Genomic DNA, 23,766 nt, shown 5'->3' on the forward strand with positions numbered 1-23,766 from the left:
TTCATTTACGCGAACCGTTCGACCACGGTTGAAAGGATGCCGTCAAGGTCGGCCGACAAGCCGTCAACACACCGTAAAGATCGAGATGGGCGGCCTATACGGGAGTAGAAAGTCATGGTCCGGTCATGCGGAGCAATCCAGCGCGGCCGGGGTTCTGTCGATTGGTGAAAGGGTCCTCATGTCGGCTGTCGCGGTCGCGGTGATCATCGGATTTGTGCTGTGCGCGCTGGCCATCCGCGCGCTATCGACGGTGGTGGAGGGGCGCGAAGCGCGGGCATGGCAATCCGCCGCCGTAACAGACCCAGTACGGATCTCCGGCGACACGCCGTGGCGCGCGATGATGGACGAGTGAAACGCGGCCAACTGCGCATCTACCTCGGTGCGGCCCCGGGAGTCGGTAAGACCTACGCGATGTTGGGCGAGGCCCATCGCCGACTCGAACGCGGCCGCGACGTGGTAGCTGGGGTAGTGGAGACACACGGTCGGGCCAAGACCGCCGAGCTGTTGGAAGGTATCGAGCGGATTCCGCCGCGCATGGTGGCCTACCGCGGCACCACGCTGCCCGAACTCGATGTGGAGGCGGTGCTGCGGCGTCAGCCCACGGTGGTGCTGGTCGACGAGCTCGCCCATACCAATGCGCCCGGCAGCAAACACGAGAAGCGCTGGCAGGACGTCGAGGATTTGCTGAACGCGGGGATCGATGTGATCTCGACGGTCAATGTGCAGCATCTGGAGAGCCTCAACGACGTCGTCGAGCAGATTACCGGCATCCAGCAGAAGGAGACGGTGCCCGACGCCGTGGTGCGCAGCGCCGACCAGGTCGAACTGGTCGACATCACACCGGAAGCGTTGCGGCGCAGGCTGTCCCACGGCAATGTCTACGCCGCGGACAGGGTCGATGCGGCACTGCGCAACTACTTCCGGCCGGGTAACCTCACCGCGCTGCGCGAGTTGGCGCTGCTATGGCTGGCCGACCAGGTCGACGCCGCCCTGGCGAAATATCGTGCCGACCACAAGATCACGGATCTGTGGGAGGCGCGCGAACGCGTCGTCGTCGCGGTGACCGGCGGTCCGGAGTCGGAGACCGTGGTGCGCCGGGCCAGCCGGATCGCGACGAAATCCAGTGCCGAGCTGATGCTGGTGCATGTGGTGCGCGGCGATGGACTGGCGGGTGTGTCGGCAGAGCGGCTGGCTCGATTGCGAGAACTGGCCGCCAGTCTGGACGCGTCGCTGCATACGGTCACCGGTGATGATGTGCCGAATACGCTGCTGGAGTTCGCCCGCGAGGTGAACGCGACGCAGTTGGTGCTCGGCACGTCGCGGCGCTCGCGCTGGGCGCGCATGCTCGACGAGGGCATCGGCTCCGCGGTGGTGCAGGCCTCCGGCAAGATCGACGTGCACATGGTCACGCATGAGGAAGCTCACCGTGGCATGCGCCGCTATTCGCTGATGCCGCGGCAGCCGATCCGGGCCTGGCTGGCGGCCGTCCTGGTGCCGATGCTGGTCTCGGTCATCTGCTCCTTGGTCGACGGTTATCTCGAACTCGGCGGTCTCAGCGCGCTGTTTTTCATCGGCGTCGTCGCGGTCGCGCTGCTGGGTGGCGTTGTCCCCGCGGCACTGTCGGCGTTGCTGTCGGGCATGCTGTTGAACTGGTTCTTCGTCGAGCCGCGCTACAGCCTCACGATTGCCGAACCGGACAGTTTCGTCACGGTTGTGGTGTTGCTGATCGTGGCGGTGGCGGTCGCGGCGCTGGTGGATGTGGCCGCCAAACAGACCCGCCAGGCGCGCCGGGCCTCCCACCAGGCCGAGTTGCTGACACTGTTCGCCGGTGCCGTGCTGCACGGAGCGGATCTGCCCAATCTGCTGGAACAGGTCCGCGAGACCTATGGTCTGCGCGCGGTCAGCATGCTGTGCGGCGATGAGGTGATCGCCGCGGTCGGCACCAGTCCGCCGCAGCGCGCATCGGAGGCCGAGACCGCCATCCAGGCGGGCGATGCGACGAGCTGGTTGCTGCTGGCAGGACGCCCACTGGCCGCAACCGACCGACCCGTTCTCAACGCGGTCGCCAACCAGGCGGCCGGGTTGGTCCGGCAATCCCGGCTCGCCGAGGAGGCCAGCGCCGCCGCGGCATTGCTCGAGGCCGACCGGTTGCGTCGGGCGCTGCTGTCCGCGGTGAGCCACGACCTACGCACACCGCTGGCCGGGGCCAAGGCCGCGGTGTCCAGTCTGCGCAGCGATGACATCGAGTTCTCGCCCGAGGACACCGTCGAATTGCTGGAAACGATCGAGGAATCGGTGGATCAGCTGACCGCGCTCGTCGGCAATCTGCTCGATTCGTCGCGGCTGGCGGTCGGTGTCGTACAGCCGCAGTTCCGTCGGGTGTATATGGACGAGGTGGTGCACCAGGCCCTGGTGAGCGTCGGGATGGGCGCGCGCGGGCTGCGGCGGGCGGCCATGGATCGGGTGAAGGTGGAGGTCGGCGAGGTCTCGGTGCGGGCCGACAGCGGTCTGCTCGAGCGCGTGCTCGCCAATTTGATCGATAATGCGCTGCGGCATTCGACGCGCGACACACCCGTGCGGGTGACCGCGGAACGTGACGGCGACCGCGTGTCGATCGCCGTGATCGATGTCGGCCCCGGTGTGCCGCCGGGGGCCGAGGAGCAATTGTTCGAGCCGTTCCAGCGGCTCGGCGATCGCGACAACACCACCGGAGTCGGGCTCGGCCTGTCGGTGGTGCGCGGATTCGTCGAGGCGATGGGCGGCACTGTGCACGCCGAACCGACACCAGGCGGAGGATTGACCATGATCGTGGACCTGCCTGCCGACGAAACCGAAGTGAGCGGCCGATGATGATCACAACCGATGTGGAAGCACCGCTGCCCCGGACCGCACAGGAAGTCGTGATGACCGACAAGAAGCAGGATGCACCGTCGACCAGGGTGCTGGTGGTCGATGACGAACCGCAGATCGTGCGCGCCCTGCGCATCAACCTGTCGGTGCGCGGCTATGAGGTGATCACCGCGGGCACCGGTGCCGCCGCACTGCGCGCGGCCGCCGATAAGCATCCCGATGTGGTCATCTTGGATCTCGGCCTGCCGGATATGGACGGTATCGAGGTATTGGCCGGGCTGCGCGGCTGGACCGCCGCGCCGGTGATCGTGCTCTCGGCGCGGACCGATTCGACCGACAAGGTGGAGGCGCTGGACGCGGGCGCGGACGACTACGTCACCAAACCGTTCGGTATGGACGAACTGCTGGCGCGGCTGCGGGCCGCGGTCCGGCGCGGTGCCACCGATACCGATACCGCGGATCCGGTGGTGGTGACCTCCTCGTTCACCGTCGACCTCGCCGCGAAGAAGGTCACCAAGAACGGTGAGCCGGTGCATCTGACCCCGACCGAATGGGGGATGCTCGAGATGCTGGTGCGCAATCGGGGCAAGCTGGTCGGGCGGCGTGAACTGCTGCGCGAGGTGTGGGGACCGTCGTATGCCACCGAAACCCATTATCTGCGGGTATATCTCGCGCAGTTGCGGCGCAAGCTCGAGGTCGATCCGTCGAATCCGAAGCATCTGCTGACCGAGGCGGGTATGGGGTACCGCTTCCAGGAATAGCGACGGTAGCGGCAGCTGTTGCGAGCGACATGACAACTGATTTCGGAAGAACATGGGTAACTCGTCGGGTACGCCCAAGACCCGACCAGGCACACGACGCAGGACCTGAGCGGGACTCGAGGGGCACCCAACTGGTATGGCCTGAATATTCGGAGAGGCGGAACTGGCAGGATCGAAACCATGGCTGACCAGACCACCGCATCCGCGACCCCGACCAGCGCGCCCGCCGCGACCGAGCCGACCACGCTGTGGGTCGAGCGCACCGGGACCAGGGCGTACACCGGCCGCAGCTCGCGCGGTGCCGAGGTATTGATCGCATCGCAGGGCGTACCGGGTGCGTTCACCCCGGGTGAGCTGCTGAAGATCGCCCTGGCGGGCTGCTCCGGACTGAGCGCGGACGTCCCGCTCGCGCGCAAGCTGGGTGACAGTTTCGACGCGACCATTCGTGTCTCCGGCGACGCCGACCGCGAGAACGAGGTGTACCCGCAGCTCGACGAGGTGTTCGAACTCGACCTCAGCGACCTGGACGAGCAGGCGCGGGAGCGGTTGCTGGTCACTGTCCAGCGTGCCATCGACAAGGTCTGCACCGTCGGCCGGACGCTGAAGGCGGGTGCCAAGGTGACACTGACCTTCGATATCGAGGCGTGATGGCGGCGCCGCACCCGGAACAGGTCCGGCTGAGCGCGTGGGTGCACGGTTACGTGCAGGGCGTTGGCTTCCGCTGGTGGACTCGTTCGCGGGCGCTGGCGCTCGGTGTGGTCGGATATGCCACCAATTCGCGCGACGGCCGGGTGCATGTGGTGGCGGAGGGGCCGCGACCCGCATGCGAAATGCTGCTGGATCTCTTGCGTTCGGGTGATACACCTGGTCGGGTTGACCTGGTTGTGGAAAGCTGGGAACCCCCGCGGGGCGATTTGTCCGGATTCGAGGAGCGTTAGTGGTAGGTGCGACGACCCAGGGACGTGATCGTTGAGTACGGGGGGTCCGGGTACGGGAGACGATGCGGAGCAGTCCGGTGCGCCCGATTCGGCGCCGGGCGCTGATGCCGCTGGATCGCGGTCGGCCGCACCGGAATCCGCACCGGGCGTCGTACCTTCGGCACCGGCCGCCGGTGCATCATCAACCGGGGCGGGAGCAGAGCCGAGTCCAGCCGACTCTGCGGCAGCTCCCGGCTCCGCAGGCTTCGAATCAGAAACACCCCCACCGGTACCGCCGGGCACCGAACCCCGTCGGTTCGGAACACCGCCGCGAGCGGGCAGCATCCAGCGCCAAGAGTCCGGAGTAACCCAGCCTCGTCCGCCGACGGTGGCCGAGGCGCGGGCGCGGGACAAGGCCCGCAAGCGCGCCGAAGAGGCGCAGCAGGCCGCCGCGGCCGCCGCCGAGCACAAGAAGCGCACCCGCAAGCGCGTGCTCATCGGCGGTGTCGCCATCGTCGGTGTCGCGGGATTGGTCGGCGGTGGCTACCTCGCCTACAAGGCGCTGACCAAGCCCGACGAGGTGACCGCATACTGCACCGTGATCGATCAGAACGGTCAGGAGATCGTCACACCCGACGACCAGTGCGAGACGGCCTCGAACGCCGTCGGGTCCGGGGCGGGCGGCGCGCACCTGCTCAGCAACGGGATATTCATCTACAACGGCAGCCAATACCGCTACTACTACGGCGGCAACAATACCGTCGGCAAACCGCCGACGGGCGGAACCACGGTGCAGCCCAAGGGCGCTCAGATCACCACCAAGAGCGGCAGCACCGTTACCCGCGGCGGCCTCGGCACCAGTAGCAAGAGCGGCGGCGGTGGTTCGTAATGCGGCGAGTACGGAGTGCCCCACGAGCGGGGTGGCAGCAGATCATCGAAGGGCAGGGGCTGGTCTACGGCGCACCGGGACGGGATGCGAGTGGTCTGCCCCGGCCGTACTGGGACGAATCGGTGCACTACGAATTCGAGATGTCGGAGATTCTCGCGCTGGAGGCCGATGTCGAATTGCTGCATTCGATGTGCCTCAATGCGGTCGAGCAGGTGGTGCTCACCGAGCGGTACAAGGATTTCGGTCTGCCCGAGTGGAGTTGGGGGCCGATCGCCGAATCATGGCGGCGCAGTGACCCACATGTCTACGGGCGCTTCGATCTGAGATATGACGCGCGCCGTCCCGCAAAACTGTTGGAGTACAACGCCGATACGCCGACGTCACTGCTCGAGGCCGCAATTGTGCAGTGGCACTGGCTGACCGCGCTGTATCCCGATGGTGATCAGTGGAATTCACTGCACGAGAAGCTGGTCGAGCGCTGGACCGAGCTGCGCGACATCCTGCCCTCGTCGCAACTGCACTTCACCTGGTCCGGGGCGGATGCCACCGGCGAGGACAATGTCACCACCGCGTATATGCAGGAGACCGCCGCCGAGGCCGGATTCGACACCATCGCGCTGCCGATCGAGGAGGTCGGATTCGATAGCGAGCTGGAGCGTTTCGTCGATCTGGCCGAGGGCTCGATCGATGCGATCTTCAAGCTCTATCCGTGGGAGTGGGTGCTCGACGACGATTTCGGCAAGCGGGTGGTCGCGAGTCTGCCGCAGACCATGTGGGTCGAACCGCTGTGGAAAACATTGCTCAGCAATAAGGCGATTCTCGCGGTGCTGTGGGAGATGTACCCCGGACATCCGAATCTGCTGCCCGCCTACCTCGATCAGCCCAATGAGCTCACCGAATACATCCGCAAGCCGAAACTCGGGCGCGAGGGCGCGAATATGACCATTGTCGGCGCGGGGCTGGAGACCGCGACGGGCGGGGTCTATGGCGAAGAGGGTTTCGTCTACCAATTGCTGGACCCGCTACCGGAATTCGACGATATGCGTCCCGTTCTGGGTGCCTGGATCGTCGGTGACAATGCGGCCGGACTCGGCATCCGCGAGACCGCGGGATTGATCACCGACGATGGCTCCGCCTTTGTCCCGCACCGCATTACGCAATAAGCCAGCACGCGACCTCACCTCGGAAGGATCACGATGACCGCAGTTGCCCTCGAATCGGGTTACTGGAACTCGCTCGGCACCGGCGTCGGAGCCATCATCCTCTACGCCATTGTCGGCTTGGCCCTCATGCTCTTCGGCTTCTACGCCATCGATCTGACCACACCCGGCAAACTGCGCGCGCTGGTCGCCGCGGGTAAGCCCAATGCCATTATCGTCACCGCCGCGGGCATGGTCAGCATGGCCCTCATCGTGGTGCTCGCGACCTACGCCTCGGCGGGCAAACTGTCCGAGGGGCTCATTGCCGCCAGCGTCTACGGGTTGGTCGGCATTGTCGCGCAGGTGATCTCGGTCCGGGTCATCGAGCGGGCACTCGGCATCGATATCGGTGCGGCGCTGGCTGCCGATGCCTACACCACCGAAGTTCTCGTGGTGGCGGCGGCGCACTTCGCGCTCGGTCTGGTCGTCGCCTTCGCCATTCTGTAGTTCGGTCCGCCCGGTCGCGCGAGTACGCCGCTGACAATCGGCGACCGGCCTGCGGTCCAGCTGTATTGGGCGCAGTCGGATTACTTCTGCGACATCGCATTCGAGGTGGCTCGGAATCCGCAGCCCGGCCTGGCAGCGGGAACGGGGACATTCGAGGCTTCGGTGCACGAGAACGGTAGGCGGCCCGAATTATGTGCGGAGCTGAAGCGCGTAGCGAATACCGTGGTAGGAGCTGTTGCTCCTGGTAGATGAGGCACGCGCCGTGGGGTGGTCAGTTGTCGTAGGAGGCGACGCCTACGGGGCCGACGCCGATGCAGAGGTCGAGGCCGGGGGTGCGGGGACTGATTCGGAGGGTGGAGCCGCTGCCGGTTACGCGGATGTAGACGGTGTTCAGGCCGGTTCGGACGGGGGCGGAGACCGGGGTGCCGTGTTCGAAAGAGACGGTTATGCGGTCGTCTCGGTTGGCGAGGTAGTTGAGTTGGACGGTCCATTCGTGTTCGAGCATCGGGCCGTCGAGCGGGATGTCGGTCGGTTGGGGGCCTCGCACTCGGTAGCCGCAGTTGGGGTCCGGACCGGGCAGGATGCTGCGGTTCCACCAGACGGCCGCTTCGACGATCGTGCCGCTGTCGGTGATCATGCGCAGATGTGTTGTCGAATCGGCGAAGGTGGTGGCGGACGCGAGCGGTGCGAGGACGTGGCTGGTCAGATTCTGGGGGTATGTCGTTGGATTCAGGACGGTCCACGGCACTTCTTGTTCGAGCATGGGTGCACCGTCGGAGTGGGCCAGCGCCGACTTCACGTTGGTGACATAGGTTTTGGTCGGGTTTATGTGCCATGAGCGCACGAACGTGGTTGTGGACCAGAGGCTGCTCACTAGGAACAGCACCGTCAGCGCGGCGGTGGTGCGCGGACCGCGCCGCAACGCGTAGGTGCGGCCACACAAGCTGGACAACAGCAAACGGGCGCGGCCACGTGGCCAGAAACGCGAGAGGTGCGCGTCGGCGTCAGGGCCGGGAACCAACACGGGCGCCTGGTGACGCAACACGCGTACGTTCTCACGCGGGCGGGCATGCAACACGTCACGCGGGCGGGCACGCAATATCAGCGCACCTGCCGCGGTCAACACCACCGCCATATCGGCGAAGTAGCGCAGGGACTGCAGCAGTTCGCCCGCGGTATTCGGCCCACTGCGGGCCAGCGCCACCGGCACTTGGGCCACCAGCACATACACCGCCGTCGCCACCCACACCGGCCCGATACGAAGCCGGGCACGCATCGACAGCACCGCCAGGGCCGACAAACAGACCCACGCGAACACCACCGCCCAGCCCGGCGGATTCGCCCACGGCGTCGACGGCAGCCAGCGCTCCCAGCTCCACGGCCCGCCGAACAGTGTCGGCACAATGCCCAATGATGTTGCGCCGGGCAGCAACTCGCGCAGTTCCCCCGGACTGCTGTGCAGCGCCGAAACATTCACGACCGTGAGATATCCGGCCAGCCAACAGACCATCACCGCACCGGATCCGGCCCACAGCGCCGCGCCACGCCGTACAACCATGCGGATCGCGGATCCGAGACCATCGACGTGGCGGGTGAGTACGGCAACGGCGAAGGCGGCAAACGGGACGATTGCCGACTTCTCGAAGAACAGCAGCGCTACTGCGAACACCACGGTCCCCGATAGCGCGTACCGGCGCCGACCGCTGTCGGTCAGCCGCACCGCATCGCCGATCACCCAGGCGAGGGCGAATTGCAGCGGCAGCGCATTGAGGGCGGCGGCCCACCATGCGTATGCCGGCAGTGTCAGCGGGCAGAATAGGTAGAACACCAGCGGGACCAGAATCGCCCAGCGCGCGCCGACCAGCACGATCAGCATCCGGAGCACCGCCACCGACGCCCCGAGTTGCAGGACCAGCAGCGACAGCACCGGCCCCGCCCAGGTCAACGGCGCCACCGCGGTCACCACCCAGGCCGTGGCGAAGGCCAGCGGCATGAAATGTCCATCGTGGTTGTACAGCAGCAGATCCGTCGACCAGAGCGGATAGGTTCCTGCCCGGCCGACCAGAATGAGGTCGTCCCAGTAGAAGTAACCGCTATCGGCCACCCAATAGCGAACTGCCAACTGCAGCAGGATGAGACATCCGGCCGCGACGACAACCGGCCGGACCGGCCCGATCATTCGCGAGGTCTGCGGGGACGGGACGTCGGCGCGCTCCGGGAGGGCGACGGTGTCCATGACATCCCACCGTAGCGTCGCCGGGCTGGCGAATCCCGATCAAACGCCGAGTGCGCGGGCCAGATGCGGCCAGGAATCGTGCAGGTCGGTCTCGAACTGACCCCAGGTATGCGACCCTTCGGGCCGGTTGACGTGGACGACCGGTAGCCCGAGCTCGCGGAGTCGGTCGGCGAACGCGTCCGTGCACGAGCTGGCGATCGCCTCGATCGGCGGGAAGCCGAGCCCGCCCTCATCGATCGGGCCCGGGGTGCCGGTGGCGGCCGACAGGTAGATCGTCTTGCCCGTCAGTGCGGCGGCATTGGTGAATGCGTCGTGCACCCGCCAAATTCCTTGGCCCAGCTCGCCCCACATATTGACCGGATTGGCGCCACCGCGGATCACCTGCGCACTGATCATCGCCACCCCGAGCGCGTCCGAGGTCCACGGGCAGCCGCTGTAGGCCGCCACGGCGCTGTACACATCGGGTGACTGAATCGCGAGGTCGACCGCGGATCCCGCACTCATCGACACACCCGCGATCGCATTGCGACCGGTGCTGCCCAGCCGGGGGTCGAGGACCGCGGGGAGTTCCCGGGAGAGGTAGGTCTGCCACCGGTTGCGGCCGACCGCCGGATCGTCGCTGAGCCAGTCGGTGTACATGCTGTAGGCCCCGCCGATCGGCATCACCACATTGACATGCTTGTCCGCGAAGAACTGCCGGACATCCGTATCGTCCCACCACGAGATGCCGTCGGTGCCACCGCCGATACCGGTGAGCAGGTACAGCGTCGGTGCCGGACCGCCCGCGGCCCGGATCACCCTGTTGCTCACCACCCGGTCCATCGCGGGCGAATAGATATCCACCCGCGATACCGATCCATCCAGCGGAGCCTCATCGACCACATGCGGCGCCGCGACGGCAGGGCGAACGGTCAGAACAGAAATCGCAAAACCGGCCACCAGCACACTCACGAGCGAGGCCAAATACTTTGAAGCCCTCACGATTCCGTAATACCACAGCGGATCGATACGCAAACCCGATGTGCGACACCATCATCCGTGTGGCACGGCTGAAGGCTCGAGCAGTGCCCGGCTGCTGACCGCGACCACACGTCAGTTGGTGTGGCGCCCGAATCGGCCGGATTCGAAACCGGCCAGCATCCGGAAGGCGAGCACCGCACCCCACGGGCCGATGACCCAGATCGGCCACGGGTAGGTGAATTCACCGACGCTGATCGAGATCGCGCCCCAGATAGCGAGCACCAGCACGCTGACGCCGAGCCACGATGTGCCTTCGATCTGCTGCCAGATCGGGAAGCGCGCGGTCGAATTCTTCTGTACTGCGGACTCTTTCGGCAGTTTCGGCAGATCCGACAGCACCAGCTGCAGATCGTCGCGCACTCCGGTCTCGTACACGCGGGCGACACGCTGATCGTATTCGGCGAGGTCGATCCGACCATCGGCCATATGCCGCCCGAGCAGCCGCACAACCTTCTCGCGCTCCGCATCGGAGGCCCGAGTACCAGGCGAGATTTCCATGTCCAGGTCCTAACAGCTAGATCCATATTCCACATTGGAAGGTGAAATCAGAATGCATCCTCCATTGTGGAATGTCAAGCCCGTTTCGGGCGCAGCGCGTCAGTGCGATGTCAGAACCCGATCCACGCCTGCCCGGCTCAGGGCCTCCCAGGTCTGTTGGCCACCGAGCAAGCCGCGTTCGCAGGCCCGGCCGATGTGGGGACCGGGCGGTGGGTGACGAGATTTATCTGCGGCGACGACGTTCGGGTGGTTCGGTCCATCGCTGGCTCTGCGATTCGGACGTGTGCGGCGATTCGGGGTTATTGGCGCCGGATCGGGCATGACGGTGTGCGCCGGAGTTTTGGTTTCGGGGGCGCGGCGCGAGGTTGCGGTGGTGCGCGTCCGATGTCTCGGGCCAGCCGCCACTTGGGGTTTCGGTGTTGCGAGGGTGTGGTGAGTCGTCGCGGCGTCGGTTCGCTGGGTCCGCGCGGCGATCGTTCGATGGCGCGTAGCCGGGTGTGTCCGATCGCGCATGGCGGGACGCCTGGGGTTCGTTCCGGCGGTCGCTCGGCGATACGTCCCACCCGTCGCTCGGTGGTTCGTTCCAGCGGGCGCTCCGCTGCGCCTCCCACCGGTCACTCGCCGGGGCATCCGAGTGGGAGTTCGGGGGTGCATTCCAGCGGGCGCTCGATGGTTCGCTTCGGCGGTCGCTCGATGGTGCGTCCCAGTCGCTGCTCACCGGTGCGTCCCAGCGATCGCCCAGTGCTTCGTTGTGGCGGTCGCTCGATGGTGCGTCCCAACGGTCACCAGGTGGTTCGTGCCAGCGGGGGTTGGGTGGCTCGTCGAAGTCGTCGTTGAGTGGTGCATCCCAGCGGTCGCTCGCGGGCGCGTATCGCTGGGTTTTCGGCGGCTGGTTGCGTCTTCGTGCTGGGAGTTCGCCGCGGCGTGTGGCCGGTTGGTCGGCGCGGTCATCGGCCGAGGGGGTGGGGCGGTGTTGGTCGGCGAGGGCTCTGCGGCGCGTGGGCGTTGGTGCGCTTTGCTCGGGTGCTGGCTCGCGGCGGCGGCCCGAACGTTCGGGCCGATCGTGGTCTGCGGCGCGGGTTCGTCGGTGTGGCGATGTGGTGCGTCGGGTGCTCGTCAGTTCTTGTGGTCCGGAGAATTCGCCGGACGGTGGGGCGTCTGGATCATGGTCGGCGATTTCGGGCTCGATGACGGGCAGGACGCGCGTGGTGCGGCTGGAGGAGTCGCCGCGTTCGCGGAAGGCGGCGGGAATGCCCTGGTTGTGCAGCCAGGCGCCGGGGTCGTAGCGATCCCGGCGATCCCAGTGCGGAACCGTGCGCTCCAGGAGTTCCAGCAGGTCACCCTTGCCGCCGAGGGCGGCGCGGATGGCAGGGAAGGTACCGGCGCGGAAGGCCCAGTCCCATTCGTACGCGGGGTGGGTGCCGCTGGAATCGTGGCCGTGGAAGACCAGGTCGCCGGAGCGGGTGATGCGGGCACGCACCGATATGTCATCGGATTCGATGAGGAAGCCGCGGATCTCGGTGCGGGCGCGGAGTACCGCGTGGTCGGCGGCTCGCACCTCGAACCAGGCGGTTATCAGGCCGGTCAGGGCGAGCACGGCGGCGATGGCGAGCTGGGTCCACACATCGGACAGATCGCTTTTCCGGCTGACCTCACATGCGTAGAGAAAGACCAGACTGCCCGCGACCAGCGTGGCGATCCGGGTCAGCCGCAGCGTCGTCGCATGACGGACCAGGCCGAGCATGGTGCTGGTCTTGGCCGATGGCATGCGCTGCACTCCCCGACGAACGTTTCCCTGGCGAATCAGACTGGATCGTATGCGTCCCGGGAGTTCGGCGATAGCGCAAGCGCGATCCGATTGATTCAGCCGGGAATGATCGGCCTCGAGGTTGCGGAACCGGCCGTCGGCAGCGGTGATATCGCTGCAGCTCGAACCAGGCGGCTATCGCCGAGTTGTTCACTGCCACAGCGAATTTCGACCGCCATACTGTTCACGGTCGTGGGTTCGATATCGGTCCGCGATATCCATGCGGGTCGGCAGATCGCTTGTCCACGGGACACACAGCAGCCAAGGTGGATGCCGTCGCCGAGGTGGTTGCGGAAGCCATCGGACATCGGCTCGAGAACGGAGAAGTACTCCACATCGGCACCGATATCTGCCCAGGCCTGCAACCCGTCCGCACAGCCAACCGCAATGCGCTCGATGGCTGATCAGCATCGAAGCGGCCGAGCCATCGACTACTTGCTGCCCGCTGGCGACCTGCTGAGGGTCCGCGCGGGCCCGGTGCGGCGTTGATGCAGGATCGCCCGCCACACCACCGCGAGCCCCTGCCCGAGCAAACCCAGAGCACATTGAAATACTGGATATCGCGGGGCGAGTCGATACCCTACGAGTGTCCAGGGTGGGGCACCGATAGCATGGCTGGTCGCTCCATGGGACGACGTATGTCCGACCACCGCGCACGGAAGGGTCGTCGAATTTGCACCTGAAGAGTCTGACGTTGAAGGGTTTCAAGTCCTTCGCGTCCGCGACGACCTTGCGCTTCGAACCGGGCATTACCTGTGTGGTCGGCCCGAACGGTTCTGGCAAATCCAATGTCGTCGATGCGCTCACCTGGGTGATGGGCGAACAGGGTGCGAAAGCGCTGCGCGGCGGCAAGATGCAGGACGTCATCTTCGCCGGTACCTCCGGCCGGGCGCCGCTCGGGCGCGCCGAGGTCACGCTGACCATCGACAACTCCGACGGTGCGCTGCCGATCGACTACGCCGAGGTTTCCATCACCCGGCGCATGTTCCGCGACGGCGCGGGGGAATACGAGATCAACGGCAGCTCCTGCCGTCTGATGGATGTGCAGGAGCTGCTCAGCGACTCCGGCATCGGCCGGGAAATGCACGTCATCGTCGGACAGGGCCAACTGTCCGCCATCCTGGAATCGCGCCCCGAGGACCGCCGCGCTTTCGTCGAGGAAGCCGCCGGTGTGCTCAAGCATCGCAAGCGCAAGGAGAAGGCGGTCCGCAAACTGGAGGCGATGCAGGCCAACCTCGCCCGCCTCACCGACCTCACCACCGAACTGCGCCGCCAGCTCAAACCGCTCGGTAGACAGGCCGAGGTGGCCCGCCGTGCCCAGACCGTGCAGGCCGACCTTCGTGACGCGCGCCTGCGCCTGGCCGCCGACGATCTGGTCACCCGGCGCAACGAGCTGGAGAGCCAGCAGAGCAAAGAGGCCTACGCCCGCGAGCAGCAGATCACCGTGCAGACCGAACTCGACGCCGCGAATGCCGCACTGGCGCAGCAGGAGTTCCAGCTGTCCCGGCTCACCCCGAGCGCCGAGGCCGCCGCACAGATCTGGTTCCAGCTGTCCGCACTGGCCGAGCGCGTCAATGCCACCATCCGCATCGCGGGCGACCGGGCCCGCAACCTGCACACCGAACTGCCCGTCGGCAGCGGCCGCGATCCCGAGCAGCTCGAGGCCGAGGCCGACCGCGTGGAGGCCGAGGAGGCCGAACTGCGCGAGGCCGTTGAGATCGCGGCCGAAACCCTGGAGGCGGCACGCGACGCACTCGCCGAACGCGAGCAGGCCGCCAAGGCCGCCGAACAGGCGCATCTGGCCGCGGTGCGCGCCATCGCCGACCGGCGCGAGGGGCTGGCCCGGCTCTCGGGTCAGGTCGAGACCCTGCGCACCAGATCGCAGTCGGTGGATGCGGAGATCACCCGGCTGACCGTCGCGATCGGTGAGGCCCGGCAGCGCGGCGAGGCGGCCCAGGCCGAATTCGATACCGTCCAAGGCGAACTCGGTGAACTCGAGGCCGGTGAGGCGGGTCTGGACGCCCAGCACGAGCATGCGGTGCAGGCGCTCGCACTGGCCGATCAGCGCGTCACCGAACTGCGTGAACAGGACCGCGACGCCACCAAGCGCGTCGCCTCGCTGAGTGCCCGCATCGAAGCGTTGGGCATGGGCCTGGCACGCAAGGACGGCGCGGCCTGGCTGGTCGAGAATCGCGCACAGGGACTGCTCGGTCCGCTGTCCGGGCTGATCCGGGTGCATGGTGGTTTCGAGGCCGCGGTCGCTGCGACCCTCGGCCCACTCGCCGACGCCGTTGCCGCCGACACCGGAGACTCCGCCCATGCCGCGGTGCGCGCGCTGAAGGAGGCCGACGGCGGTCGCGCCGCGCTCGTGTTCGATGCCCACGGTGGTTCGCTGAGGTCCAACGGTGCATTGCCCGGTGCGGCCCGCTGGCTCGCCGACGTGGTGGACGGCCCGGATAGCGTGCGCGGCGCCATTGCCGCACTGACCGCCGGTGTCGCGGTGGTCGACGATCTCGCCGCCGCAGCCGAACTGGTCCGCGCCCGGCCGGAATTGCGTGTGGTCACTCGCGACGGCGATCTCACCGGAACCGGTTGGGTGCTCGGCGGATCCGATCGCGCACCGAGTCAGCTGGAGATCCAGGCCGATATCGACACCGCCAAGGCCGATCTGATCGCCGCCCAGCGCCGCGCGGAGGAACTCGAGGCCGCTCTCTCCGGTGCGCTGGCCGAGCAGGCCGACCGCAAGGATGCCGGCGACCAGGCGTTGCTCGCACTGCACGAATCCGATCAGGCCCTGGTGGTGATCTACGACCGGCTCGGCAGGCTCGGCGAGGTGGCGCGCACCGCCCAGGCCGACGTCGACCGGCTCACCGGTCAGCGCGCGGAAACCGAATCGGGTCGGGACGAGGCGCTGGCGGCGCTCGCCGATCTCGAAGAACGGCTGCGCCGTACCGAACTCGAATCCGATGTCGACGACGGTATGGGCATGGCGGGTACCGAATCGGCGGGTCGCGACCGGGAGGAGGCCGCCGCCGCACTGGCCGAGGCCCGATCCATGGAGGTCGAGGCCCGCCTCACGGTGCGCACCTCCGAGGAGCGTGCGGAATCGGTTCGCGGCAAAGCGGATTCGCTGCGCCGCGCGGCCCGCGCCGAACGCGAGACCAGGGCCCGTGCCGAACGCGCCCAGGCCGCGCGCAAACAGGCCGCCGCCGTCGCCGCCGCCGTCGCCGAATCCGGTGCGAAGGTCGCCGCCGAACTGGAATCCGTTGTAGCCCAAGCGGGTGCGCGCCGCGACGAACTGGTGCGCCGCCGCACCGAATGCGCCGCCCAGGTCGAGCAGGTCAAGGAGCGGGCCCGGGCGCTGACCACCCAGCTGGCCCAGCTCACCGACGCGGTGCACCGCGACGAGGTCGCCAAAGCCCAAGCGGCACTGCGTATCGAGCAGATCGAGGCGACCATCGCCGAACAGTTCGGCATCGCGCTGTCGGATCTGATCGCCGAGTACGGTCCGGATGTGCCACTGCCGCCATCGGATCTGGAGTGGCAGGAATACGAGCAGGCCAAGGAGCGCGGTGAGCAGGTCAGTGCGCCGACGCCGATGCCCTATGACCGCAAGACCCAGGAACGCCGCGCCAAACGCGCCGAGAAGGATCTGACCACCCTGGGCAAGGTGAATCCGCTTGCGCTGGAAGAGTTCGCGGCACTCGAGGAGCGCTACAACTTCCTCGCCACCCAGCTCGAGGACGTCAAGAGCGCGCGCAAGGATCTGCTGGATGTGGTAGCCGAGGTGGACGAGCGCATCCTGCAGGTTTTCACCGAGGCGTATGAGGATGTCGAACGCGAATTCGTCGGCGTCTTCGCCAAACTGTTCCCCGGCGGCGAGGGCAGGCTGGTACTCACCGACCCGTCGGACATGCTGACCACCGGTATCGAGGTGGAGGCGCGCCCGCCCGGCAAGAAGGTCAAGCGGCTGTCGCTGCTATCGGGTGGCGAGAAGTCGCTGACCGCGGTCGCGCTGCTGGTGGCCATCTTCCGCGCCCGACCCTCGCCGTTCTATGTGATGGACGAGGTCGAAGCCGCGCTGGACGATACCAACCTGCGCCGCCTCATCGGCCTGTTCGAGCAGCTGCGCGAGAAGAGTCAGCTGATCGTCATCACCCACCAGAAGCCGACCATGGAGATCGCCGACGCCCTCTACGGCGTCAGCATGCGCGGGGACGGCATTACCCAGGTGATCAGTCAGCGCCTGCGCGGGGAGAATCTGGCCCCGGTGGGTGCGGCGGCGGGCTGAGCGGGGCAATCGGCGCACATCCAGGAGGTAGAAGCACGCCGTTACGGGGTGGTCGAACGATTGATCGGGCCGAATTGCTCACAAAGCCGTTGTGATCGTGGCCTTTTCGATTTCCCGTTGTTGCCCGGGGGCGGGCGCGGGCGGAGTAGGTTGCCGAACATGGGCGGGAGGGTGGCGCTGGTAGTCGGCTCGGAGTGCGCAGCGCTGCCCAGATTGGGTTTCACCGGCGAACTCGCCACCGGTCTCTACACCGAACTGCGGGGGCTCGGGGGTTGGCAATCGGCGACCCGCACCGGCGGGCCGCTGTTGGATCCGACGATCGACGATTTGGCCCGCGCCGTAGACGATGCGTTCGAGATCGCCTCGAATCATCAAGCGACGCTGCTGATCAGCTTTATCGGCCACGGCATGACGACCGCCTCGGAGAATTTCTATCTGCTCGCCCACGATTCCCCACAGCTGCCCAAGCTGCGCAATGCCTTTCATCTGACCCAGGAAATCCAGGAACACCTGAACAGCGCCGCGACGCTGGACGGTTTGATCGTGCTGGTCGACGCCTGCGAGACGGGGGAGGGCGTGCGCGGTGCGGCCCGGCGCTGGCCGGAGGCGTCCGGTCCGAACGGACGTGTCGAACTGTTGGTCGCCACCGGTAATGGACCCGCCTATTTCGGGTGTTTCACTCGAACGATCATCACCACATTCGGCAAGGGGGTGCCGCACGGCGGCGAAAGCCTACTGCCTTCGGATCTGGTGCGACCGCTGCGCCAATGCCCAGCGCTGGAGCCGCAATCGTTCTCGTTCACCTCCGGAATACGCACGGCCAGTAGCGATCCCGGTCTCTGGCTGGTGCCCAATGTCGCACGACGTGCGGATGCGGTGAGCGGCAGCGCGGCCGCGGGGTTCGTCGACCAACTGATCAACGGTCTGGTCGTCTCGGAGCCACTGCGCGAGCGGCTGGCCCAGGTGGTCGACGCGGGGGCGGATCGGTTGCGCGGTGTGGTCGGCCCGGCGGGCTGTGGCAAATCCACCTTGCTCGCGACGCTGATCCGGCCCGGCTGGGTGGATACGCTGCCGATCAAGGCCGAATACATCACGGCCGCGGTGATTCTCGACGTGACCAGCTCATTGGAATCGTTCACCGCCGAGTTGGCGCAGCAGCTCGGCAGGCGGCTCGACGGCTTCAAAACCGCAACGCGCATGGTCGAATTCGACCTCGCCGAACAGGACAGCAGCCGACTCGACCAGTTCGATATCAAGATCCTCCGGCCGCTGGCCCGGCTCGACCCGTCGAAACCGGTGCACATCCTGGTCGACGGACTCGATCATCCGAAGCGCGGCAGTCGCACCCTGCTATCCTACGCGGTCGCCGAGTTGACCCGTCGTCCGGAACTTGGGCACGTGCATCTCATCGTCGGCATCCGCGAGGGAACCGGCATCGAGAACTCGCCGCTGCTGGCCCATATGCGGCGCATCGACGTGCCAGCTCCGACGACTGCGGATATCGCCGATACCGTCGCGGCGGCCCGCGGCCACACCGAGCACACCAATTGGCGCGAGTGGATCGACGGTCTGCTGCAGCAGACTCCCACCGGTGGGTGGCTGCTGGCCCGGCTGCTGATCGAGATCCACTCCGATATCACGTCCTCGGATCTGGACCGGGGGATCGGCCTGGACGCCCTGGTCCGGCGGCGGGTTCGCGATGTGGTCGACAATGCGGATCCCGCAACGGCACAGGCGGTTTCCGCGCTGCTCGGCATCCTGGTGGCGGCGGGCGCGGGCCCGGTCCTGCCGCTCGAACTGCTGGAACGTGCCCTGGATTTCCTCGGCATCGGGTTGAGCACCAACCGAATTCGTGATCTCGTCGTTCGGCTCGGGGTGCTGGTCAGCCGCGGTCACCCGGGCACCTCGGATGAAATGCTCGGCCTGGCGCACAATGCGTTTCGGCGCTCACTCATTGCCGCGGGGCACACGGTGGCGCGCCTGGACGCGCATCGGGCGCTGGCAAAGGCACTCGAGCAGGACGCGCGCTCGACCCGACCCGCGCCCCAGATCACTGATTACGGCCGTCGATCGGCCGTGCGGCACTATCTCGGCTACGGCGATTCGGCCGCCGCCTTGATATTCCTGGAACGGTTGAACACCCCGCGCGCAGCGGACAATCGCGATCTGTGGGCCGCTTGGATTCCGGCGTTCGAGGCGTCGGTCGGCCCTGAGCACCCCGACACGCTCACCGCCCGAAACAATCTCGCGTTCTGGCGCGGAGAGAGCGGTGATCTGGCGACCGCCACCATCGACCATCAGAACCTACTCGCCGAGAGCACCCGGGTGCTCGGCGCCGATGCCCTCGGCACCCTGACCATCCGCACCAATCTCGCCCGCTGGCACGGGGAGAGCGGTGCTTTCCCCACCGCCATAGCCGAATTCGAGCAGTTGGTCGCCGACCGGACCCGGCTGCTCGGTGCCGATGACCCGGCGACCCTGCGGACCCGTGGCGACCTCGCGCATTTTCGTGGCGAGCAGGGCGAGACGGCCGAGGCCATCGCCGAATTCCAGCGGCTGTTCACCGATCGACTCGCCGTACTCGGGCCGGATCATCCCGACACGCTCACCGCTCGTTACGAACTCGCCTACTGGCGCAGCGAAAGCGGTGATATCGATACCGCCATTATCGAGCTGCACCAACTGCTCGTCGATCAGCAGCGCATCTCCGGCACTGCCGATCCGGCCTTCTTCAAGACCCGTCACCGGGTTACCCAGTTGCACGCCGAGAGCGGCGATCATGTGCGGGCGATCACCGAGTTCCAACAGCTATTGGCCGAGCAGGAGCGCGTGCTCGGACCCGACCATCCGCACACCCTGATCACCCGCAACGACGTCGCCCGCTGGCGCGGGGTGAGCGGTGACCACGCCACCGCCATCGCGGAATTCCAGCAATTGCTCACCGACCGGACGCGCATTCTCGGTCCCGAGCATCCGCGCACATTGCGCACCCGCAACAACATCGCCTACTGGCGGGGCGAAAGCGGTGATCACCGCAGCGCCATCGCGGAGTTCGTGGCGCTGATCGCCGATGAGCGGCGCATCCTCGGCCTCGACCATCCGATTACCCTGCTCTCGCGCCACAACCTGGCCCACCTGTACGGCGAAATCGGTCACTACCTCACCGCCGTAGCCGAATTCGAACAGATACTTCCTATCCGGATCCGCATCCTGGGCCCCGACCATCCCCATACCCTGCGCACCAGGCACGAACTGGCCTGCTGGCGCGGGGAGAGTGGTAATCCGGCCACCGCGGTCGCGGAGTACCGACAACTGCTCGCCGATCGGCAGCGGGTGCTGCCGATCGACCATCCCGATACCCTGCGCACCCGCCATGCCGTGGCGTACTGGCGTGGGGAAAGCGGCGACCCCGCCACCGCGGTAGCGGAGTACGAGCAGCTGCTCCGCGATGAACTCGCGGTCCTCGGTCCGCACCACCCCGAGACCTTCAGCACCCGGCACAGTCTCGCGTTCTTCCGCGGTCAGAGCGGTCAGATCGGCACCGCTATCACCGAATACGAGCAGCTGCTCGACGACGAACGTACGATCCTCGGGCCCGACCACCCCGAAACCCTGCACACCTGGCACCGCCTCGCGCTCTGGCGCGGCGAGTGCGGCAATCTCACGGCCGCGCTCGCCGCACTCGAGGAGCTACTGCCGGTCCGGCTGCGTGTGCTCGGACCCGATCATCCCGATACCCTGCGCACCCGGCACAATCTGGCCAGGTGGCGCGGTGAAGCGGGACACTACGCCACCGCCATAGCCGAATACCGGGAACTGCTGAACGACCGGCGCCGGATACTCGGAGCCGACCACCACGACACGCTGACCTCACTGCACAATCTCGCATATTGGCGCGGCGAGAGCGGCGACCCGGCCGCGGCCGTAGTCGAATTCGAGCAACTGCTCCGGGCACGCGAGCGGGTACTCGGCCCCGACCATCCCGACACACTGCGCACCAGAGCCAATCTCGCGCACTACCGCGCCGAGAGCGGCGATATCGCCACCGCCCTTGCGGAATTCGACTACGTGCTCGCCAATCGCATCCGGGTGCACGGACTGCAGCATCCGAACACCTTCCGCACCCGCCACGATCTCGCGTGCTGGCGTGGCGCGCACGGTGATCCGGCCACCGCGGTGGCGGAGTTGGCCGGACTGCTCACCGATCGCATCCGGGTGCTCGGCGAAGATCACCCCGACACACTGCTGAATCGCAATGAATTGGCCCGCTGGCGTTGTGAATCCGGCGATTCCCGTGCCGCCGTCGGTGAGCTCGAGCGGCTACTCGCCGATGAACGTCGAATACTCGGCGTCGACCACCCGCGCACTCTCGCCACCCGCTACCACCTGGCCCACGCGCGCCACCGCGCTGGCGCCACCGCGACCGCCGCAGTCGAATTCGAGCAACTGCTCGAAGTGCAACTGCGGGTCCTCGGTCCCGACCACCCCGACACCCACCGCACCGGTGCCGCGTGCCGCACTGGAATCGCCAGCAGCACTAGCAGATTCGACGTGCTCACCCGGATCCGCCGCGCGCTCGGCCGCACCAATGGCGATCCGGACACGCACCTTCCGCACTACTGAGCCGATCGGCCCACCCGAGGGGTGAGCGTGGCGACGCCGGAGTTGAGGTCGACGAGCGGATCATCGCCGGATTCGCGGTCGTCCGACTTGGCCACCGCCACCCATTCCTTGCGCTCGTGAATGTGCTTGCGCGCGGGGCTGAATATCTCGTCGACCTCGGCGCCGATCGGATCGCGGCGCTTGCGGTTGGTCCACCTTTCGCGCAGATTCACCACATCGAGCGTACGCCGCAGCCGGTGACATACAGCCGCACCCGCTTGCGGCCTTTGCACCTGGGCGCTACTGCCGCTGCGTTCACCCGTGGAGCTTGCCACGGCCACCAGCACTGCGTCCGCGGGAAGGCGCCGACAGGAGTGCGGCTGTTCGGTCAGCGCGCGGCGACGTGGCGGTCGTTGTCGAATTGCGCCTTGATCAGGGCGGCTCCGGTTGTGGTGAGCCAGGATTCGAGCGTGGTGAGGGCGGGGTATATCTCGCGCAGCGCCGGGATGTCGGCGTGCCAGCCACCGTTTTGGCGGATGAGCCGCCAGGTATTGCCGATCTGTTCGCCGAGTTCATCCGCTTCGGCCTCGCTCGCCTCGACGTAGCGCACCGTGAGGCCGGTGGCGCGGTTGATCGCCGCCACCGCCGCGACGGGAGTGATCGCGTCACCGGCCAGTTCGAGGGTGCGGCCGTGGAAGCGGTCCGGATCGTCGAAGGCCAGTGCGGCGAAGGCCGCGATATCGGCGATGGCGATCATCTGCAGCGGCCGGTCCGTCTGGAACAGGTGCCTGTGCACGCCGTCGATGATGCCGTCCACCGGACTGCCACGCAGGACGTAGTTCTCCATGAAACGCACCGGGCGCAACAGGGTGTAGCGCAGACCACTGGCCGCGATCGCATCCTCGATGCGACCCTTTCCGGCCATGCCCCAGGAGCGGTCATCGGTCATCGAGGCGACACCGGTGAAGACGATCTGCTCGACACCGGCGCGTACGGCCGCGTCGATCACTGCGATGCCACGCGTGGCCTCCAACTCCGCGTCCCAGCCGTTCGGACCGAAGGCGGCTGGTGGAACCAGGAATACGGCGCGCGCACCGGCGACGGCGGCGTCCAGCGTTTCCGGTGCGTCGAAGTCGCCGGTCACCAATTCGGCGCCCGCGTCGGCGAGTGCGTGCGCCGCGGGCGCGTCGGGATCGCGGACCAGCGCACGCACCGCGACGCCGTCGGCCAGCAATCGGTGCGCGGTGGCGCCGCCCTGCTTGCCGGTCGCGCCGGTGATCAGTATCGGGTTCTGCTGAGGGGACATGCTCGCCTTTTCATTCGATCGGACTCTGCTCGATACAATCGGGTCGGATAACCCGTATTCGGACGATATGGGTGCGATCACCCGCTTGGCCAGGTCCCGGCACGGAAGGCCGTAACGAAATGTCTGCTCCGCAGTCCCCGCCCGCGCAGCCCGGCGCCGCCGCGCGAGCCGATGCCCGCCGCAACCGGGCGCTGGTGCTGGCCGCCGCGCAACGTGCCTTCGCCGAACACGGCACCTCGGTCTCCCTGGCCGAGGTCGCGCGTCGTGCCGGGGTGGGCGCGGGCACGGTCTACCGGCATTTCCCCACGAAAACCGATTTGCTGGAAGCGGTTATGCAACACCGCATCGACCGGCTCGCCGCCGGTGCGGCCGCGCATCTCGACGCGCCGGATCCGGGTGCGGCGTTCTTCGCGCTCTGTACCGAGGTGGTCGTCTCGGCCCCGCGCAGCCAGGCGCTCTGCGATATCGTCCAGTCCGACGACGGCTGGCCGAAGGCACTGCTACGCAGCGCGGGCGACCGGTTCCACCATGCACTCGGCGCCCTGTTGACGGCCGCGCAGCGCCAGGGCGCGGTCCGCCCCGATATCGAAATCACCGACGTACTGGACATTTTCACCGGATGCGTGGCGATCCAACGACGTCAGCGCCCGGACGGCCCGATGATCCGGGCCGCCGCCATCATGCTCGACGCAATGCGCGTGAATCCGGAAAACCGGACCGTTACGAAACCCGATGTCGAGCCCAACCCTCGTAACGAAACGGACTCGCGTAACGAAACAGGTGGCGCGCGCTGCCCGATCTGCGGTACCGCGATCCGACCGACCGGAACCGGCCGCCCGGCCCGCTACTGCGGCGCCGCCTGCCGCCAAAAGGCGCACCGCCGACGAACCGCCCGCGCCGCCCTGGCCGGGGCAGTCGCGAGAGGTTGACGGCGGATCCTCGG

Annotated in this window: 18 protein-coding genes; 12 read left to right on the top strand and 6 right to left on the bottom strand. The window is 67.1% G+C overall.

The features are described from left to right. Nucleotides 1–178: 178 nt before the first annotated feature. From ABZW16_RS18395 to ABZW16_RS18430, 8 genes are all read left to right on the top strand, one after another. Entirely contained in the window at nt 179–352 is a 174-nt protein-coding gene (locus ABZW16_RS18395; RefSeq protein ID WP_354957100.1) for a hypothetical protein, read from the top strand. Then, entirely contained in the window at nt 349–2,850 is a 2,502-nt protein-coding gene (locus tag ABZW16_RS18400) for a sensor histidine kinase KdpD (RefSeq protein ID WP_354957101.1), read from the top strand. The genes ABZW16_RS18395 and ABZW16_RS18400 overlap by 4 nt, the downstream gene beginning before the upstream one ends. A gap of 53 nt (nt 2,851–2,903) precedes the next feature. Then, the gene (locus ABZW16_RS18405) at nt 2,904–3,611 is read left to right on the top strand and encodes a response regulator (RefSeq protein ID WP_354957141.1); all 708 of its coding nucleotides are present in this window, start codon (nt 2,904–2,906) and stop codon (nt 3,609–3,611) included. A 180-nt stretch (nt 3,612–3,791) separates the two neighbouring features. Continuing rightward, complete coding sequence (locus tag ABZW16_RS18410; RefSeq protein WP_354957102.1) at nt 3,792–4,259, top strand: OsmC family protein; 468 nt, start codon at nt 3,792–3,794, stop codon at nt 4,257–4,259. Then, the gene (locus ABZW16_RS18415; protein ID WP_354957103.1) at nt 4,259–4,549 is read left to right on the top strand and encodes an acylphosphatase; all 291 of its coding nucleotides are present in this window, start codon (nt 4,259–4,261) and stop codon (nt 4,547–4,549) included. The genes ABZW16_RS18410 and ABZW16_RS18415 overlap by 1 nt, the downstream gene beginning before the upstream one ends. A 322-nt stretch (nt 4,550–4,871) precedes the next feature. Further along, nucleotides 4,872–5,417 carry a hypothetical protein gene (locus ABZW16_RS18420; protein ID WP_354957142.1) on the top strand — a complete coding sequence of 182 codons (546 nt, stop codon included), beginning with the start codon at nt 4,872–4,874 and terminating at the stop codon, nt 5,415–5,417. Further along, entirely contained in the window at nt 5,417–6,580 is a 1,164-nt protein-coding gene (locus ABZW16_RS18425) for a glutathionylspermidine synthase family protein (protein WP_354957105.1), read from the top strand. The genes ABZW16_RS18420 and ABZW16_RS18425 overlap by 1 nt, the downstream gene beginning before the upstream one ends. Nucleotides 6,581–6,613: 33 nt before the next feature. After that, the gene (locus tag ABZW16_RS18430; RefSeq protein WP_354957106.1) at nt 6,614–7,063 is read left to right on the top strand and encodes a DUF350 domain-containing protein; all 450 of its coding nucleotides are present in this window, start codon (nt 6,614–6,616) and stop codon (nt 7,061–7,063) included. 271 nt (nt 7,064–7,334) lie between these two features. Here ABZW16_RS18430 and ABZW16_RS18435 read toward each other — a convergent pair whose 3' ends face one another. The 4 genes from ABZW16_RS18435 to ABZW16_RS18450 form a co-directional block, all read right to left on the bottom strand. Then, the gene (locus ABZW16_RS18435) at nt 7,335–9,299 is read right to left on the bottom strand and encodes a hypothetical protein (RefSeq protein WP_354957107.1); all 1,965 of its coding nucleotides are present in this window, start codon (nt 9,297–9,299) and stop codon (nt 7,335–7,337) included. A 39-nt stretch (nt 9,300–9,338) separates the two neighbouring features. Beyond that, a complete protein-coding gene (locus ABZW16_RS18440) occupies nt 9,339–10,280 on the bottom strand; it encodes an alpha/beta hydrolase family protein (RefSeq protein ID WP_354957108.1) in 942 nt (313 codons plus the stop codon). Between the two features lie 111 nt (nt 10,281–10,391). Continuing rightward, the gene (locus tag ABZW16_RS18445; RefSeq protein WP_354957109.1) at nt 10,392–10,817 is read right to left on the bottom strand and encodes a DUF1707 domain-containing protein; all 426 of its coding nucleotides are present in this window, start codon (nt 10,815–10,817) and stop codon (nt 10,392–10,394) included. Nucleotides 10,818–11,040: 223 nt separating this feature from the next. Further along, entirely contained in the window at nt 11,041–12,585 is a 1,545-nt protein-coding gene (locus ABZW16_RS18450; RefSeq protein WP_354957110.1) for a hypothetical protein, read from the bottom strand. Between the two features lie 278 nt (nt 12,586–12,863). Here ABZW16_RS18450 and ABZW16_RS18455 point away from each other — a divergent pair, with 278 nt between their 5' ends. The 3 genes from ABZW16_RS18455 to ABZW16_RS18465 all read left to right on the top strand — a co-directional run bounded on the left by ABZW16_RS18455 (nt 12,864) and on the right by ABZW16_RS18465 (nt 21,538). Beyond that, nucleotides 12,864–13,028: a hypothetical protein gene (locus ABZW16_RS18455; RefSeq protein ID WP_354957111.1), complete on the top strand. Its 165-nt coding sequence runs from the start codon at nt 12,864–12,866 to the stop codon at nt 13,026–13,028. A 269-nt stretch (nt 13,029–13,297) separates the two neighbouring features. After that, nucleotides 13,298–16,915 (top strand): chromosome segregation protein SMC, encoded by a 3,618-nt coding sequence (gene smc, locus ABZW16_RS18460; RefSeq protein ID WP_354957112.1) that lies wholly within the window; start codon nt 13,298–13,300, stop codon nt 16,913–16,915. 159 nt (nt 16,916–17,074) lie between these two features. Beyond that, nucleotides 17,075–21,538 (top strand): tetratricopeptide repeat protein, encoded by a 4,464-nt coding sequence (locus ABZW16_RS18465; RefSeq protein ID WP_354957113.1) that lies wholly within the window; start codon nt 17,075–17,077, stop codon nt 21,536–21,538. Here ABZW16_RS18465 and ABZW16_RS18470 read toward each other — a convergent pair. Together ABZW16_RS18470 and ABZW16_RS18475 are read right to left on the bottom strand one after the other, a co-directional pair. Beyond that, entirely contained in the window at nt 21,532–21,750 is a 219-nt protein-coding gene (locus ABZW16_RS18470; protein WP_354957115.1) for a hypothetical protein, read from the bottom strand. The two genes, ABZW16_RS18465 and ABZW16_RS18470, sit on opposite strands and share 7 nt — an antisense overlap. A 155-nt stretch (nt 21,751–21,905) precedes the next feature. Beyond that, nucleotides 21,906–22,823: an NmrA family NAD(P)-binding protein gene (locus tag ABZW16_RS18475; RefSeq protein WP_354957116.1), complete on the bottom strand. Its 918-nt coding sequence runs from the start codon at nt 22,821–22,823 to the stop codon at nt 21,906–21,908. 119 nt (nt 22,824–22,942) lie between these two features. Between ABZW16_RS18475 and ABZW16_RS18480 the strand changes: the two genes are divergently transcribed. Continuing rightward, a complete protein-coding gene (locus ABZW16_RS18480) occupies nt 22,943–23,752 on the top strand; it encodes a TetR/AcrR family transcriptional regulator (RefSeq protein ID WP_354957118.1) in 810 nt (269 codons plus the stop codon). Nucleotides 23,753–23,766 lie beyond the last annotated feature (14 nt).

This window comes from Nocardia sp. NPDC004604, assembly GCF_040609795.1.
GTDB lineage: Bacteria > Actinomycetota > Actinomycetes > Mycobacteriales > Mycobacteriaceae > Nocardia.

Coding starts and splice junctions, on each gene's coding strand:
- ABZW16_RS18395 (WP_354957100.1), top strand. CDS start 179: ATGTCGGCTGTCGCGGTCGCGGTGATCATCGGATTTGTGCTGTGCGCG.
- ABZW16_RS18405 (WP_354957141.1), top strand. CDS start 2,904: ATGACCGACAAGAAGCAGGATGCACCGTCGACCAGGGTGCTGGTGGTC.
- ABZW16_RS18410 (WP_354957102.1), top strand. CDS start 3,792: ATGGCTGACCAGACCACCGCATCCGCGACCCCGACCAGCGCGCCCGCC.
- ABZW16_RS18415 (WP_354957103.1), top strand. CDS start 4,259: ATGGCGGCGCCGCACCCGGAACAGGTCCGGCTGAGCGCGTGGGTGCAC.
- ABZW16_RS18425 (WP_354957105.1), top strand. CDS start 5,417: ATGCGGCGAGTACGGAGTGCCCCACGAGCGGGGTGGCAGCAGATCATC.
- ABZW16_RS18430 (WP_354957106.1), top strand. CDS start 6,614: ATGACCGCAGTTGCCCTCGAATCGGGTTACTGGAACTCGCTCGGCACC.
- ABZW16_RS18435 (WP_354957107.1), bottom strand. CDS start 9,299: ATGGACACCGTCGCCCTCCCGGAGCGCGCCGACGTCCCGTCCCCGCAG.
- ABZW16_RS18445 (WP_354957109.1), bottom strand. CDS start 10,817: ATGGAAATCTCGCCTGGTACTCGGGCCTCCGATGCGGAGCGCGAGAAG.
- ABZW16_RS18450 (WP_354957110.1), bottom strand. CDS start 12,585: ATGCCATCGGCCAAGACCAGCACCATGCTCGGCCTGGTCCGTCATGCG.
- ABZW16_RS18465 (WP_354957113.1), top strand. CDS start 17,075: ATGGGCGGGAGGGTGGCGCTGGTAGTCGGCTCGGAGTGCGCAGCGCTG.
- ABZW16_RS18475 (WP_354957116.1), bottom strand. CDS start 22,823: ATGTCCCCTCAGCAGAACCCGATACTGATCACCGGCGCGACCGGCAAG.
- ABZW16_RS18480 (WP_354957118.1), top strand. CDS start 22,943: ATGTCTGCTCCGCAGTCCCCGCCCGCGCAGCCCGGCGCCGCCGCGCGA.